The following is a 14,978-nucleotide window of genomic DNA, read 5'->3' on the forward strand; positions in this document are numbered from 1 at the left end:
TAGTTCTTGTCCGACGGCGCGGGTAGTCTCGCCGCATGGCTGAGACTTCTTCCGTCACGCCGCCGGTTGCTGCCCGGAAACCGGTCGAGCGGGTGCATCACGGCGACACCTTCGTCGACGACTACGAGTGGTTGCGGGACAAGACCGACGACGAGGTGCTGGCGTACCTGCGGGCCGAGAACGCCTACACCGAGGCCCGCACGGCCCACCTCGAGTCGTTGCGCGAGGCAATCTTCAAGGAGATCTCGGACCGCACGCTGCAGACCGACCTGAGCGTGCCCGCGCGGCGCGGCGGGTACTGGTACTACTCCCGCACCATCGAGGGCCAGCAGTACTCGCTGCACTGCCGGGTCAAGGTGGACGGCGACGAGCCGCCCGCCACCGACGGCGAGATCGCCGGCGAAGAGATCATGCTCGACGGCAACAAGGTGGCCGGCGACTCCGAGTTCTTCTCGCTCGGCACCGTCGACGTCTCCCCCGACGGCCGGCTGCTGGCGTATTCCGTCGACCTCAAGGGCGACGAGCGGTTCACCCTGCGGATCAAGGACCTGGACACCGGCGAGCTGCTGCCGGACGAGCTGCCCGAGGTGCACTACGGCTCGGCCTGGTCCGCGGACGGCTCGACGATCTTCTACACCAAGGTCGACGACGCCTGGCGGCCGTACCAGGTCTGGCGGCACGCCCTGGGCGCGACCGACGACGTGCTGGTCATGGAAGAGCCCGACGAGCGGTTCTGGGTCGGCGTGGACCTGACCCGCAACGAGCAGGCGATCATCATCGCGCTCGGCAGCAAGCTCACCAGCGAGGCCTGGCTGCTCGACGCGCACAACCCGGCCGGCGATCCCGTCGTCGTCGCGGCCCGCCGCGAAGGCGTCGAGTACGACGTGGAGCACGCCGGCGACAGGCTGCTGATCACGCACAACGCCGACGCCGCGAACTTCTCGCTCGCCTCCGCGCCGCTGGACGCTCCGGGCGACTGGACCCCGCTGATCGAGGGCGACAAGAGCAGCCGCCTGCTCGGCACGGACGCCTTCGCCGACCACGTCGTGCTGCACCGGCGCCGCGACGCCCTCACCGAGCTCGCGATCATGCGACGCACCGCTGACGGCTTCGGTGACCCCGAGCTCCTGGAGTTCGACGAGCCGATCCACACGGTCTCCCCCGGCCGCAACGACGAGTGGCACGAGACCCGCTACCGCTTCGGCTACACGTCACTCGTCACGCCGGGTTCGACGTACGACGTGGACGTCGCGACCGGCGAGCGGCGACTGCTGAAGCAGCAGCCGGTGCTCGGCGGGGTCGACCTCGGCGACTACACCCAGTACCGCGAGTGGGCGACCGCGCCGGACGGGACCAAGGTTCCGCTCTCGATGGTCGCGCGCAAGGACGTCGCCAAGGACGGGAACGCGCCGGTCGTGCTCTACGGGTACGGCTCGTACGAGAGCTCGATGGACCCGTGGTTCTCGATCCCGCGGCTGTCGCTGCTCGACCGCGGCGTGGTGTTCGCGATCGCGCACATCCGCGGCGGCGGCGAGCTCGGCCGGCACTGGTACGACGACGGCAAGATGCTGACCAAGCGGAACACCTTCACCGACTTCGTCGCGGCCGCCGAGCACCTGGTCGAGGCCGGCTGGACCCGCCCGGAACGGATCGTCGCGCAGGGCGGCAGCGCCGGCGGCCTGCTGATGGGCGCGGTCGCGAACCTGGCCCCGCGGGCCTTCGGCGGAATCGTCGCCGAGGTCCCGTTCGTGGACGCGCTGACCACGATTCTGGACCCGTCCCTGCCGCTCACCGTGATCGAGTGGGAGGAATGGGGCAATCCGCTCGAGAACGCCGACGTCTACGCGTACATGAAGTCCTACTCGCCGTACGAGAACGTCACCGCGCAGCACTATCCGCGCATCCTCGCGATCACCAGCCTGAACGACACCCGGGTGTTCTTCGTCGAGCCGGCGAAGTGGGTGGCGAAACTCCGGGCGACCGCGGCCGGCGATCCCGACGTGCTGCTGAAGACCGAGATGGAGGCGGGCCACGGCGGCCGCAGCGGGCGGTACGACGCCTGGCGCGAGGTCGCTTTCTCGCTCGCCTGGGAGCTGGACACCCTCGGCCGGAGCTAAAAAAGCGGAATATCCGTCCCCGGACGTGTGTTGTGCAACACATCCAGGGCACCGGAACGGCGGATTTCTGTACGGATTCTCAGGTTGTGTCCCGGAGTGTTACGCCGAATAGGCCGTCAGCACCCCGGGACACCGGTTTCCACGGCGGATTCGCTGCCGGGAACTCTCAGGGAACCTTCAGGGTGTTTACACACTGGTACCGGAATCTTGAACCCTACTCGAGCGTTGCTCTCCATGTAACGACGAAGGGAGTTTCGGTGGCTCGCACGACTCGTGTCCGGAGCACGGACGACGGTATCGACGGCAAGGACAGTGTCGGTCTCTATCTCGAAGAGATCGCGCGTACACCCCTGCTGACGGCTGAGGAAGAGGTCGAGCTCGCTGAGACGGTCGAGGCAGGACTCCTCGCGGAGCAACTGCTGGCCGAGGGGCGGGTTGGACGCAAGAAGGGCGGAGCGCCCAAATATGCCACGGAAGAGGAGCTGGAGTGGCTGGCCGAAGAGGGCCGGCGCGCACAGCAGCGGTTCGTGACCGCGAACCTCCGGCTCGTGGTGTCGATCGCCCGCCGGTACGGACGTTCCCAGATGCCGCTGCTGGACCTGGTCCAGGAGGGCAACACGGGACTCATCCGGGCGGTGGAGAAGTTCGACTACCGGAAGGGTTTCAAGTTCTCGACGTACGCGACCTGGTGGGTGCGGCAGGCCATCACCCGCGGTATCGCGCAGCAGGCCCGCGTGGTCCGGCTGCCGGTGCACGTGGTGGAGCAGCTGAACCAGATCGGGTCCGCACGGCGCACGCTGGAGCGCAAGCTCGGGCGGGAGCCGGAGATCGACGAGATCGCAGCCGAGCTGAACCTGGACGCGGAGCGGGTCACCGAACTGATCCGCATCGGCCGGGACCACATCAGCCTGAACAGCCCGGTCGACGACGAGGGTGAGACCTCGCTGGGCGACCTGATCGCGGCCGAGACCGCGCCGGGTCCGGACCAGCTGGTCGCCGACGCGTCGGACCGCTCGGGACTGTTCAGTCTGGTCGACCAGCTCGACCCGCGGTCCGCGGACGTGATCCGGCGCCGTTACGGCCTGCACGACGGCCGCCAGGCCAAGCTGGCCGACATCGGCGCCGTGCACGGCATCTCGGCGGAGCGGGTGCGCCAGATCGAGCGTGAGGCGCTGGGCCGCCTGCGCCTGCTGGCCGACCCGACGCTCGCCGCGTAACACACCGACCGAAACCCCTCAGGACCCCCGGGCCACGATCTGGCCCGGGGGTCCTTCGGTTTTACCGGCCGAGCTCGATCCAGGACTCGACCGGCAGGTGGTCGCTCGGGAACTGGCCGTCCTTGCTGAAGGTGTTGATACTCGCCTTCGGGACCCGCAGGCCCGGTGTGGTGAGGATCCAGTCGATCCGGTCACCGTTGGGCGTCAGCGGCTTGTACCCGTGGAAGGTGGCGTAGAGCGCACTACGGCGCTCGGCGGTCAGCCAGGTGTCCTGGAAGGTCCCGCTCGTCACGAGCTTGTCGTAGACCGTCAGGCCGGGCTTCGCCGCCTCGTTGAAGTCGGCCGTCATGATCACCGGCAGGGCGGGGTCGAAGCCGGCGATCCGCTGCAGGATCAGGTCGGCGGACTTCGAGCGCGCCGTCGCGTCGTACGCCTCCAGGTGGGTGTTGACCGCGTAGAACTGCTTCGACGTCGCCTTGTCCTCGAACCGGACCCAGGTGACCATCCGCGGGCAGCACCCGCCCCAGGTCTTCGAACCGATCACGTCCCGGGTGTCCGACAGCCAGAAGTGGTCGAACTCGACCGGCCGGAGACGGCGCTGGTCGAAGAAGACCATCATGAACTCCCCCTTGCTGCCGCCCTCCCGCCCCAGGCCGATCGAGCCGTACGACGGACCGAGGTCCGCGGCGATGTCCTGGAGCTGGGAGTACAGCCCCTCCTGGGTCCCGAGCAGCTGCGGGCGCGCCTGCCGCAGCTGCTCCCGCATCACGGGACGCCGGTCCGCCCAGGTGTTCGGCGGGGTATTGCTCGCATACCGCAGGTTGTACGACATCACGTGCAGCGGGCCGCTGGTGGCAGCGGCCTGCTCCGAGGCTGGGGCGGCCTGCGACACCCCGCTGGCGAGCGTCAGGCCGGCAACGGCGGCCGCGACGAGCGCGGCGAGCCGACGGCGCGTGGTGAACATGTCAAAAACCTCCAAGGGCGGATGACAAGGAGGTTGGACGTTAACCAGATCCGGTGAACGGTTGCCAGCTGTAGCGCGTCGCGCACGTGAGGTCAGGCTGCCGCTTCGTTCCAGGAGTCGATCAGCGGGGGCAGCTCGGCCAGGCGCTGGACGGTCGCGTCCGGATTACCTTCGGTGTGCCCGATCTGCTCCTGCGGGATCGCGCTGTGCGGCAGGTGGGCGGCACGCATGCCGGCGTTCTGCGCGCCCCAGACATCGTCGAAGAGCCGGTCACCGACGAACAGGCACCGGGACGGCTCGGACACCCCGACCGCCCGCATCGCGGCCAGGAAGGCCTCCGGGTGCGGCTTGGTGTGCGCGATCTCGCTGGTGTAGACGGCGCCGTCGAGCAGGTCGAGCACGCCGTCGCGCGCGAACACCTCCTCGTGCCGTCGCCGCGGCCAGAGCGTGTTCGACAGGACGCCGACCTTCAGGCCGCGGTTGCGCAGCGCCCGCAGTGTGTCGACGGCGTCCGGCTCCAGCTCGGTGTGCGGGTCCCACTGCCGCTCATACTCCGCGAGGGCCGCCGGGGTCATCACGACCTCGGCCAGCGCGCACACCTCCTCGAGCGTGCTGCTGCGGTGCTCGTCGCGGGAACGCCGCCAGACCGTCCCCTCGGCCGCGACCAGCCGCGCCGCGAACTCGTCGGCGTTGCCGGGGTTGTCAGGGTGGAGCAGCGCAGTCACCGCCCGCCAGGTCTCGTACAGAGAAATGTCGTGCCAGGTCGCCAGCGTGCCGCCCCAGTCGAACAGGACGGCTTCGATCTTCGCGTTCGTCACCCGGCACAGCCTGCCAGAGCCGGCCGACAGTTCTCGCCTGCTTTTCAGCTCAGTCGGGCGATCTCCCGCCGGCGGGCCAGCCAGGCGACGGCGATCGCGTAGAACGCCAGGCACGGGATGTCCGCGACGAACAACGTCCACGGCGCGCCGCCCTGTACGTTCCACTGATCACCCCGGCCAGTTGCCGCGGGCAACAGAAAGGCGATCAGGTTGTTCAGCGCGTGCAGCGCGATCGCGGCCTCCAGTCCCCCGGTCCGGACCGTCAGCCAGCCGACCGTCACCGCGAACAAGAAGATGTCCGCCATCGCCCACCCGCTGTACCCGTGCGCCGACACGAACGCGGCGCCGCCGATCACGATCCCGGGCCACGGCGAGCGGAAGACGGTCCGCAGCCAGTGTGCCCGGCCGTTCGGGTCGTCAGGGCCGTACGCGCCGACCGCCTGGATCAGCCAGCCGCGGAACACGAACTCCTCCGCCGCCGACTGGAACGGCACCAGCAGCACGATCACCAGCGCCGGAACGACGAACGCGCTCCAGCCGATCCAGTCCCCGCCGCTGGCCCCGATCGCGTCCTCGGCCGGGAACACGGCGTCGACCAGGAACCCCATCGCGAGCGACAGCACGATGTACCCGAGCGCCGGCAGGCAGCACCACAGCAGCCAGCGCCAGCGGATCCGGTTCAGCACCGAGGCGACGCTCCAGAACGGCCGGCGCTGCACCACCCACGCGGTCAGGCCGACGAGCGGCGTCAGGACGGCGAGCATCACCAGCGTGACAGCGAGGTTCTCGGTGTCGCTCGGGAAGATGTCGGCGCCGCTCGGCGCCGGGAACGGACCGGCCAGCAAGCGGTGGGCGATCGCCCAGACGACCGCGACGAGCGACGTCACGAAGAAGCCGAGCGCGCCGAGCAGCAGCGTCCCGACGACAGGCCGCCACCAGGCGTGCTTCGGCGTCCGGGCGAGGCGGTGGAACGGCGTCCCCGCGGGCGCCGGGACGATGCGCGGCTCGCGGTACGCCGCCGGCGGGTAGCCGCCGTACGGCTGGGGGTACGGCGGCGGGTACTGCGGTGGGTACGGGGGCGGGTACTGCGCCGGATACTGGGGCGGCTGCTGACCCGGATCTTGGACCGGCCGGCCGTACGGACCCGGAGGTGGGTAGGGGCCAGGGTGGGGCGGCGGCGGTGGAGGCTGCCCCGGCTGGGAGTATGGGCCCGGTTGCGGAGACGGCCCGGGCTGCTGCGGGTCCATGACTGGACTCTAGAAGATCGGGCCAACTGGACGGAGGGAGAACACGGTGGTTACTGAACCGACGCCGGACACGAGCCGGGCGACGAGCGCGCTGCCGCAGTCCGTGCTGATGCCGTTGAGTGGATCCGCCATCTTCCTGGTAGTGCAGGTCGAGCCGGGCGGCGAGGAGCGCACCCGCGACCTGCTGGAGCGGTTGAGCGGCCTGGTCCGCTCGGTCGGCTTCCGGGTGCCGGCCGGCAACCTGTCCTGCGTCACCAGCATCGGATCGGAGGTCTGGGACCGGCTGTTCAGCGGCCCGCGCCCCGCCGAGCTGCACCCGTTCGCCGAGCTCAAGGGCGCCACCCACCACGCGCCGTCGACGCCCGGCGACCTGCTGTTCCACATCCGCGCCGCCCACCAGGACCAGTGCTTCGAGCTCGCCGCCCAGATCATGAACGCCCTGGACGGCGCCGCCACGGTCGTCGACGAGGTGCACGGCTTCAAGTACTTCGAGATGCGCGACCTGCTCGGGTTCGTCGACGGCACCGAGAACCCCGCCGGTGACGAGGCCCGCGACGCCGTACTGATCGGCGACGAGGACCCGGACTTCCGCGGCGGCAGCTACGTGATCGTGCAGAAGTACCTGCACGACCTGAAGGCCTGGAACGGGCTGACCGTCGAGCAGCAGGAGCTCGCCGTCGGGCGGACCAAGCTCGACGACATCGAGCTCGACGACGCCCGCAAGCCCGGCAACGCGCACATCGTGCTGAACGTGATCGAGGACGAGGACGGCAACGAGCTGCAGATCCTGCGCGACAACATGCCGTTCGGCACCGTCGGCACGCAGGAGTTCGGCACGTACTTCATCGGGTACGCCAAGACGCCGGCGGTGACCGAGCTGATGCTGCGGCGGATGTTCATCGGAGTGCCCGAGGGCAACCACGACCGGCTGCTCGACTTCTCGACCGCGGTCACCGGCGGCCTGTTCTTCACACCGCCGGCGGACTTCCTCGACGACCTGCCGCCGGCGCCCTGACCGCTACTCGCCGAACAAAGGCGCGTCGACGACACTGCCCCAGCTGAAGTCGACCGGGTCGCCGAAGGTCGCCGGCACCTTGCCGAGGCTGTTGATCACCGTCGCGGTTCCGTTGGCGTGCCCAACGGCGTACAGGTACCCGGAGCCGGAGTCCTTGTCGATGCCGAGCAGCAGCGTGCCGTACTGACCGCAGCGGCTCGCCATCAGCGTCTCGAACCCTTGCCAGGTGCTGGTCCGCAGCGGCTTCACGACGGGCTTCATCGGCTGACTGAGCGGAATGTGGATCGTGTAGAGCGCGCCGCCCCGCGTCGTCGCCAGCAAGGTGTCGTACGTCGACGTACGGCTGAGCAGGGTGACGGCCTTGACGGCGGAGAAGCCGGGATACGAACCGGCGGCCTCCCAGTGCTCGACGCCGTCGTTCGTCGGGTTGACGTGCCAGCGGAAGAGCGTGCCGTCGTTGCGAAGGGCGTACACCCGCCAGCTCGGATCGTCGAGCGACCAGGACTGCGTCAGCGTGCGGAACACGTCCCAGCCGCCGCCGATCCGGGTCATGCTGCTTCTGAGGACCTCGCCGCCGGTCCCCTTCTCGACCCACTGGTTCGCCTGGTACATCGCGCCGCCGCTCACGACATGGCCGTTCAGCGACATTTCGTCGCCGAAGTCGTCGTCCTACACCCACTGGCTGCTGAGCGAGATGCTGCGACCGCCGAAGGCCTGCTTGGCCATGACGGTGGCCGGACTCGCCGTGACCGGCGACGTCGCGACCACGTACCGGTTCACGGTGTCGCCGCCCGCTGTCAGCGCACCGGCCTGCACCTGACAGGTACTCGCCGTCGGTGCCGCTGACGCCGGAACCGCGCTCGTCAGGACCGGAACAGCCAGGGCCAGGCCCGCCGCTACTGCAATCATCCGCCGCATCTCGACTCCCCCTTCGACAACCGCTCTCCCAGACAACGATGCGCACCGCTCCGTGGAAGTTGCGTGATCGGGGATTGTCGGCGCGGTGCGACAGACTGGGAGCATGTTGCTCACCGAGGTGGTCCAGACGTCGGCCGCGCTGGCCGGGACCCGGTCGCGGCTGAAGAAGGCCGAGTTCATCGCCGACGTGTTGTCCAAGGCCACCGAGCCGGCCGAGATCGAGATCGTGGTCACGTACCTGTCCGGCGAGCTGCGGCAACGGCGGACCGGGGTGGGCTGGCGGACGCTGATGGAGGCGCCGGAGCCGGCCGCCGAGCCTTCGTTGACGGTCGAGGAGGTCGACGCGGCCTTCGCCGACCTCGCGGAGATGTCGGGGACGGGCGTGCAGGCTCGTCGCCGGGCGGCGGTCGACGCTCTGTTCGGGCGCGCGACGGCCGACGAGCAGCGGTTCCTGCGGCTCCTCGTGGGCGGCGAGCTACGGCAGGGGGCACTCGACGGCGTGATGGCGGACGCGGTCGCCCGCGCGACCGGCATTCCGCTGGCCGGGATCCGGGCCGCGACGATGTTGCGCGGAGCGGCTGCTCCGGTCGCCGTCGCCGTACTGACCGAGGGCGAGGCGGGGCTGGCACAGTTCGGGCTCGAGGTCGGGCGCGGCGTGCAGCCGATGCTGGCGCAGTCCGCGACGAGTGTCGCGGAGGCCCTGGCGAAGACGGGGACGCCGGCGGCGCTCGAGTGGAAGCTGGACGGGATCCGGATCCAGGCGCACCGCGACGGCGACCAGGTCGTCGTCTACACGCGGACGCTGGACGACATCACCTCCCGCGTGCCGGAGGTCGTCAGCGCCGTCCTCGCGCTCGACGCCCAGCAGGTCGTCCTCGACGGTGAGCTGATCGCGTTGCGGGCCGACGGTCGGCCGGAGCCGTTCCAGGTGACCGGTTCGCGGACGGCGACGCGCGCCGCGACGGGGCCGGATTCGGTGCCGCTGACGCCGTACTTCTTCGACATCCTGCACCAGGACGGGCAGGACCTGCTCGGGCTCGACGGGGCGGCGCGGCAGCAGTGGCTGGCGAAGCTCGTGCCCGAGGAGCGGCGGATTCCCCGGCTGGTGACCGAGGACGCCGAGGCCGGGCAGGCGTTCTTCGCCGACGCTGTGCGCCGCGGCCACGAAGGCGTGGTGGTGAAGTCGCTGACCGCGCCGTACGAGGCGGGCCGGCGCGGGTCGGGCTGGGTCAAGGTGAAGCAGACCCACACCCTCGACCTGCTCGTGCTCGCGGCGGAGTGGGGCCATGGACGGCGGACGGGCTGGCTGTCGAACCTGCATCTCGGCGCGCGGGACGAGGAGACCGGCGAGTTCGTGATGCTCGGGAAGACGTTCAAGGGGCTGACGGACGAGCTGCTGCGATGGCAGACCGAGCGGTTCCAGGAGCTCGCCGTCCGGCAGGACGACTGGGCCGTCTACCTCCGGCCGGAGGTCGTCGTGGAGATCGCGTTCGACGGCGTCCAGACCTCGCCGCGGTATCCGGCCGGGATGGCATTGCGGTTCGCCCGGGTGCTGCGATATCGCGAGGACAAGAAGCCCGCCGACATCGATACTGTCCAGACGGTGCGGGACATCCACCTGGGTACTGGGGAGAGCGTGGGCAACGATGAGTGAGGACCCCGATGTCGTCTCGCGGCGGATCGCGCGCGAGTCGCTGGACCGCGACGACCCGACCGGCTGGTTCGAGAACCTGTATGCCGCGGCCGCCGACGGCTCCGCGGTCGTCCCGTGGGATCGCGGGACGGCGCATCAGCTGCTGCGCGAGTGGATCGAGGAGTCCGAGCCCGACGGCGCCGACAAGACCGCGCTCGTCGTCGGCGCGGGCACCGGCTGGGACGCCGAGCTGGTCGCCGACCGCGGGTACGACACGACCGCGTTCGACATCTCCCCGAGCGCGATCGAGGCCGCGCATCGCAACCATCCGGATTCCAGGACGCACTATCGCGTCGCCGATCTCCTCGCGCCACCGGCAGCCTGGCACCACGCGTTCGACCTCGTCGTCGAGATCTACACCGTGCAGGCCCTGCCGATCACCCTGCAGCCCGAGGCGGTCAAGCAGGTGACGGAGTTCGTCGCCCCGGGCGGCACCCTGCTGGTGATCGCCGCGGCCCGCGCCGACGACCAGCCGGACGACGCGATCGAGGGCCCACCCTGGCCACTCACCCGAGCCACCATCGAGTCCTTCACCACCCCAGACCTGCACCGGATCCAACTGATCCAATCCCCCAGCCCTGCCGACCCCAGCGTCCTGCGGTGGCGTGCGGAGTACCTGCGCGACTGAGCCGCGGCATTACGGTGTGCCCGATGGGCGCACGCGGTCGCGATGCGCGAGGACCGACCTCGCTTGGGGGGAACAGTTGGTCAACTGGCTTACTGACGGCCGCGTGCCGGAGTGGCCCGCGCTGGTGATGCGTGCGCGGGAGGCGGCGGTCGCCGTCGGGATGTCGCTGACACGGGCCGGCGGCGGGCCTTCCTGTTGCTTGCCGGCGGTCGGGCAGTTCCTCGCGGTGCTGGCGGCCGGATGCAAGGGCGGATTGATAGGCGAGGCGGGTACAGGCGTCGGCTTCGGGACGGCATGGATGGCCGCGGCGATGCCCGCCGACTGCCGGCTCGTGACGGTTGAGCTCGACGAGACCAGGGCGGCTGCCGCACGGCAGGTCTTCGCGGACGAACCACGCGTCGAGGTGGTTAACGGGGACGCGTTCGAGGAACTGGCGCGCCGGGCGCCCTTCGACCTGCTGTTCGCGGACGGCGGCAGCCAGCCGGCGGAGATGGTCGACCTGATCCGGGTAGGCGGGCGACTGGTGAACGACGACGTGACGCCGGTGAGCCTGCTGCCGTCCGATTCGCCGTACCTGACGCACGATCCGAAGCGGGACTTCTTCTTCGACGATCCCCGGCTCATCTCGACCGAGGTGGTGCTCCCGGACCTGCGGAACTCGCTGCTGGTGGGGACCCGGGTGTGTGATGTCTCAGGACATCGGTGACACTCATGGCCGTCCACGGCATCTGCTCGGCCTGACCGGACGCGCTTGCTCAGCGGCAGATCCGGACATGTGGCGTCTCAGCACTGGTCGTTCGCCTCTGACCTCAACGCGGAAGCCGTTGAACGCTGGAGATTGAATGGAGGTGTAGGGACCATGTCATCTACGACGTCGTATCCGTCACGTGTCCAAGGCGATTCCCGGTCCGGCAACAGCGTGCGTGAGCACAGGGCTGCCGCCACGACAGCGGGAATCCTCTACATCATCGGAACAGTGGCCGGCATCCTCAGCAAGTTTGTCGCGACCTTCCCCGTGCGCAACGCGGACGACCCGCTCGCCTACGCCGCGAACCATTCCGGCACCGTCGCGACGGGGGCGCTGCTCGTGCTCGTCATGGGTCTGTCGCTCGCCATGGTCGCGGTGGTGCTGTTTCCCGTGCTGCGCCAGGTGGATGAAGTGCTGGCCACGGGCTACCTGATTATCCGAGGGGCGGTCGAGACAACCACCTACGTCATCATCGCCATCGCATTCCTGATCCTCGCGCCACTGGCCGAGACCATGGCGGCAGGACGGGGTACGGCCTCACCAGCCGGCGTGCGCATCGGCACCCTCGTGATCGACTCTGATGGCGCCAGCGTCATCCTGTCATTGGTGTTCTGCCTAGGGGCCGCCCTCTTCTACGTCCTGCTCTTCCGGTCGCGGATCGTCCCCCGCTGGATCACGGTGTGGGGCCTCGCGGGGATCCCGCTGTACGTCGCCGCCTATCTGCTGGCGATGTACGGAGTTGTCGGCACCAACTCGTCCGAGGTGAACCTGCTGTGCCTGCCGCTGGCCGTGCAGGAGATGGTGCTGGCGGTCTGGATGATCGCGCGCGGCTTCCGTCCGGCGGCCGTCTCGGAAGCGTCACCAATGTCTTGAGACATGACTGGGGCCCGGGTGAGCTGAGACTGCATGGGAACATTTGTTCGAAAATCATGTAGACTCGGGGTATGGCGGGGCGGAGTGTTGTGGGGCCGACGGCTCTGCGGATGATGTTGGGGGGTCATCTGCGGGAGCTGCGTGAGCGCGCCGGCGTCTCCCGGACCGACGCCGGCTGGGCGATTCGGGCCTCGGAGTCGAAGATCAGCCGGCTCGAGCTCGGCCGGGTCGGGTTCAAGGAGCGCGACGTCGCCGACCTCCTGACTCTGTACGGCGTGCAGGACGCGCGCGAGCGAGACCGCCTGCTGGCGCTCGCCCGCGAGGCCAACGACCCGGGGTGGTGGCATCGGTACGGCGACGTGACGCCGGAGTGGTTCGACGCGTATCTGGGGCTCGAGGCCACCGCCGAGCTGATCCGCACCTACGAGATCCAGTTCGTCCCGGGCCTGCTGCAGACCGCCGACTATGCGCGCGCCGTCGCGCAGCTCTCCCCCAGCGGCCCGCGCGCCGACAGCGAGATCGAGCGGCTCGTCGCCCTGCGCAGACGACGACAACGGGTGCTCGACCGCGAGCCGCCGCTCAAGCTCTGGGCCGTCATCGAAGAGGCCGTCCTGCACCGTCCGATCGGCGGCACCGAGGTGCTGCGCGACCAGCTCGACGCCCTGCGCCAAGCCATCACCCGGCCGAACGTGACCGTCCAGATCATCCCGCTGGAAAGTTCAGGTCACGCCGCCACCGGAGGCGCGTTCAGCCTGCTCCGCTTCCCGCAGCGCGACCTGCCCGACATCGTCTATCTGGAACACCTCACCAGCGCGCTGTACCTGGACAAGCGCGACGACGTCGAGACCTACACCCAAGCCCTGGACCTGCTGGCGTCCACCAGCCCGTCGCCGCAGCGGACCGAGCAGCAGTTGACGCGCCTGCTCGAGCGCCTGCCGGCCTGACTATTGCTCGGTCTCGTGCTCGGTCTTGCCCTTCAGATGTTCCACCCGCCCCTGGTCCTCTCCCGCGTCCAGCAGCTTGCCCCCAGGCGTCGGGTTGTGCGCGTACTCGGCGAGCGCCAGTGATGGATGGTGGAGGTCGAAGGCTGGGGACTCCGAGCGGATCCTGGGCAGTTTGACGAAGTTGTGCCGCGGCGGCGGGCAACTGGTGGCCCACTCCAGCGAACGGCCCCAGCCCCACGGATCGTCGACCTCGACGCGAGGCGAGCGGCGGGACTTGTAGATGTTGTAGAAGAACGGCAGCATCGACGCGCCCAGGATGAAGGCACCGACACTGGACACCTCGTTCAGCGTGGTGAAGCCCTCGTTGGCGCCGTACGACGCGTAGCGCCGCGGCATACCCTCGACGCCCAGCCAGTGCTGGACGAGGAACGTGGTGTGGAAGCCGATGAACAGCATCCAGAAGTGCAGCTTGCCCCACTTCTCGTCCAGCATCCGCCCGGTCAGCTTGGGCCACCAGAAATAGAACCCGGCGAACATCGCGAACACCACGGTGCCGAAGACGACGTAGTGGAAGTGCGCGACCACGAAGTACGAGTCGTTCAGCTGGTAGTCCAGCGCCGGCGAGGCCAGGATGATCCCGGTCAGGCCGCCGAAGAGGAAAGTGACGAGGAAGCCGATCGACCACAGCATCGGCGTGTCGAACGACAACGAGCCGCCCCACATCGTGCCGATCCAGTTGAAGAACTTCACGCCGGTCGGTACGGCGATCAGGAAGGTCATGAACGAGAAGAACGGCAGGTTCACCGAGCCGGTGACGAACATGTGGTGCGCCCACACCGCGATCGACAGCGCCCCGATCGCGAGGGTCGCCGCGACCAGGCCGTAGTACCCGAAGATCGGCTTGCGGCTGAACACGGGGAGAATCTCGGTGACGATGCCGAAGAACGGCAGCGCGATGATGTAGACCTCTGGATGGCCGAAGAACCAGAACAGGTGTTGCCAGAGGATTGGTCCGCCGTTGGCCGCGTCGAAGACCTGCGCGCCGAGTGTTCGGTCCGCCTCCAGCACCAGCAGCGCCGCCGCCAGGATCGGGAACGCGATCAGCACCAGGATCGACGTCACCAGCACGTTCCAGCAGAAGATCGGCATCCGGAACATCGTCATACCGGGCGCACGCATCGTAATGATCGTGGTGATGAAGTTGACGCCGCCGAGGATCGTGCCCAGACCGGCCATCCACAGGCCCATGATCCACAGGTCGCCGCCGATGCCGGGTGAGCGCACCCCGCCCGACAGCGGCGAGTACGCCGTCCAGCCGAAGTCGGCCGCGCCGCCCGGGGTGGCGAACGCGCTCAGCGTCATCAGGCCGCCGAACAGGAACAGCCAGTAGCTGAACATGTTCAGCCGCGGGAACGCGACATCCGGCGACCCGATCTGCACCGGCATGATCACGTTGGCGAAGCCGACGAACAGCGGCGTCGCGAACAGCAGCAGCATGATCGTGCCGTGCATCGTGAAGAGCTGGTTGTAGACCTCTTCGTTGACGATCTGCAGACCCGGCTTGGCCAGCTCCGCGCGGATGATCAGCGCCATCACGCCGCCGATCAGGAAGAACGCGAACGACGTGACCAGGTACAACTGGCCGATCACCTTGTGGTCGGTCGTCGACAACAGCCGGCCGATCACCTTCCCCAGCGGCCGCCGACTCTCCTGGACCGCGGCGGTTCCGGTGCGCTCGGTGACCCCGGCATGCCCGCTGACACTGGCCATGCACCCTCCCGAACTACAGCATCCCC

14 protein-coding genes are annotated in these 14,978 nt (G+C 69.0%); 8 read left to right on the forward strand and 6 right to left on the reverse strand.

Translation table 11 applies throughout. The annotated features are described in order from the left end of the window. Nucleotides 1-35: 35 nt before the first annotated feature. Entirely contained in the window at nt 36-2,117 is a 2,082-nt protein-coding gene (locus AB0I12_RS12780) for a S9 family peptidase (protein ID WP_359928598.1), read from the forward strand. A 257-nt stretch (nt 2,118-2,374) separates the two neighbouring features. Continuing rightward, entirely contained in the window at nt 2,375-3,334 is a 960-nt protein-coding gene (locus tag AB0I12_RS12785; RefSeq protein WP_359928601.1) for a sigma-70 family RNA polymerase sigma factor, read from the forward strand. Between the two features lie 61 nt (nt 3,335-3,395). On the opposite strand, the gene AB0I12_RS12790 is transcribed toward AB0I12_RS12785, so the two are convergent. From AB0I12_RS12790 to AB0I12_RS12800, 3 genes are all read right to left on the reverse strand, one after another. After that, nucleotides 3,396-4,298, reverse strand: coding sequence for an endonuclease/exonuclease/phosphatase family protein (locus tag AB0I12_RS12790; protein WP_359928604.1), 903 nt, complete (start codon nt 4,296-4,298; stop codon nt 3,396-3,398). Between the two features lie 92 nt (nt 4,299-4,390). Then, a complete protein-coding gene (locus AB0I12_RS12795) occupies nt 4,391-5,116 on the reverse strand; it encodes an HAD family hydrolase (protein WP_359928606.1) in 726 nt (241 codons plus the stop codon). 44 nt (nt 5,117-5,160) lie between these two features. Beyond that, a complete protein-coding gene (locus tag AB0I12_RS12800; RefSeq protein WP_359928609.1) occupies nt 5,161-6,363 on the reverse strand; it encodes a CPBP family intramembrane glutamic endopeptidase in 1,203 nt (400 codons plus the stop codon). 46 nt (nt 6,364-6,409) lie between these two features. On the opposite strand from AB0I12_RS12800, the gene AB0I12_RS12805 reads away from it, so the two are divergent. Then, entirely contained in the window at nt 6,410-7,378 is a 969-nt protein-coding gene (locus AB0I12_RS12805; protein ID WP_359928612.1) for a Dyp-type peroxidase, read from the forward strand. A gap of 3 nt (nt 7,379-7,381) precedes the next feature. On the opposite strand, the gene AB0I12_RS12810 is transcribed toward AB0I12_RS12805, so the two are convergent. Continuing rightward, nucleotides 7,382-8,026: a hypothetical protein gene (locus tag AB0I12_RS12810; RefSeq protein ID WP_359928614.1), complete on the reverse strand. Its 645-nt coding sequence runs from the start codon at nt 8,024-8,026 to the stop codon at nt 7,382-7,384. A gap of 21 nt (nt 8,027-8,047) precedes the next feature. Continuing rightward, entirely contained in the window at nt 8,048-8,287 is a 240-nt protein-coding gene (locus AB0I12_RS12815; protein ID WP_359928617.1) for a hypothetical protein, read from the reverse strand. A gap of 112 nt (nt 8,288-8,399) precedes the next feature. Here AB0I12_RS12815 and AB0I12_RS12820 point away from each other — a divergent pair, with 112 nt between their 5' ends. The 5 genes from AB0I12_RS12820 (at nt 8,400) to AB0I12_RS12840 (ending at nt 13,182) form a co-directional block, all read left to right on the forward strand. Then, on the forward strand, nt 8,400-9,950 hold the full coding sequence (locus AB0I12_RS12820) for an ATP-dependent DNA ligase (protein WP_359928620.1): 1,551 nt from the start codon (nt 8,400-8,402) through the stop codon (nt 9,948-9,950). Further along, nucleotides 9,943-10,617, forward strand: coding sequence for a methyltransferase domain-containing protein (locus AB0I12_RS12825; RefSeq protein WP_359928623.1), 675 nt, complete (start codon nt 9,943-9,945; stop codon nt 10,615-10,617). Before AB0I12_RS12820 ends, AB0I12_RS12825 begins: the two co-directional genes overlap by 8 nt. 103 nt (nt 10,618-10,720) lie before the next feature. Then, complete coding sequence (locus AB0I12_RS12830; RefSeq protein WP_359928625.1) at nt 10,721-11,323, forward strand: class I SAM-dependent methyltransferase; 603 nt, start codon at nt 10,721-10,723, stop codon at nt 11,321-11,323. 153 nt (nt 11,324-11,476) lie between these two features. Further along, on the forward strand, nt 11,477-12,238 hold the full coding sequence (locus AB0I12_RS12835) for a DUF4386 domain-containing protein (RefSeq protein ID WP_359928627.1): 762 nt from the start codon (nt 11,477-11,479) through the stop codon (nt 12,236-12,238). Nucleotides 12,239-12,309: 71 nt separating this feature from the next. Beyond that, a complete protein-coding gene (locus AB0I12_RS12840) occupies nt 12,310-13,182 on the forward strand; it encodes a helix-turn-helix transcriptional regulator (protein WP_359928630.1) in 873 nt (290 codons plus the stop codon). Here the strand turns inward: AB0I12_RS12840 and ctaD are convergent, their stop codons facing one another. Then, on the reverse strand, nt 13,183-14,952 hold the full coding sequence (gene ctaD / locus AB0I12_RS12845) for a cytochrome c oxidase subunit I (RefSeq protein WP_359928633.1): 1,770 nt from the start codon (nt 14,950-14,952) through the stop codon (nt 13,183-13,185). Nucleotides 14,953-14,978 lie beyond the last annotated feature (26 nt).

Origin of the sequence: Kribbella sp. NPDC050459 (assembly GCF_040655315.1) — a bacterium.
Classification (GTDB): Bacteria; Actinomycetota; Actinomycetes; order Propionibacteriales; family Kribbellaceae; genus Kribbella.

Excerpts from the sequence above, each read along its gene's own strand:
- AB0I12_RS12815 (WP_359928617.1), bottom strand. The coding sequence starts at position 8,287 with ATGATTGCAGTAGCGGCGGGCCTGGCCCTGGCTGTTCCGGTCCTGACG.
- ctaD (WP_359928633.1), bottom strand. The coding sequence starts at position 14,952 with ATGGCCAGTGTCAGCGGGCATGCCGGGGTCACCGAGCGCACCGGAACC.
- AB0I12_RS12810 (WP_359928614.1), bottom strand. The coding sequence starts at position 8,026 with ATGTCGCTGAACGGCCATGTCGTGAGCGGCGGCGCGATGTACCAGGCG.
- AB0I12_RS12780 (WP_359928598.1), top strand. The coding sequence starts at position 36 with ATGGCTGAGACTTCTTCCGTCACGCCGCCGGTTGCTGCCCGGAAACCG.
- AB0I12_RS12825 (WP_359928623.1), top strand. The coding sequence starts at position 9,943 with ATGAGTGAGGACCCCGATGTCGTCTCGCGGCGGATCGCGCGCGAGTCG.
- AB0I12_RS12835 (WP_359928627.1), top strand. The coding sequence starts at position 11,477 with ATGTCATCTACGACGTCGTATCCGTCACGTGTCCAAGGCGATTCCCGG.
- AB0I12_RS12840 (WP_359928630.1), top strand. The coding sequence starts at position 12,310 with ATGGCGGGGCGGAGTGTTGTGGGGCCGACGGCTCTGCGGATGATGTTG.
- AB0I12_RS12820 (WP_359928620.1), top strand. The coding sequence starts at position 8,400 with ATGTTGCTCACCGAGGTGGTCCAGACGTCGGCCGCGCTGGCCGGGACC.
- AB0I12_RS12800 (WP_359928609.1), bottom strand. The coding sequence starts at position 6,363 with ATGGACCCGCAGCAGCCCGGGCCGTCTCCGCAACCGGGCCCATACTCC.
- AB0I12_RS12790 (WP_359928604.1), bottom strand. The coding sequence starts at position 4,298 with ATGTTCACCACGCGCCGTCGGCTCGCCGCGCTCGTCGCGGCCGCCGTT.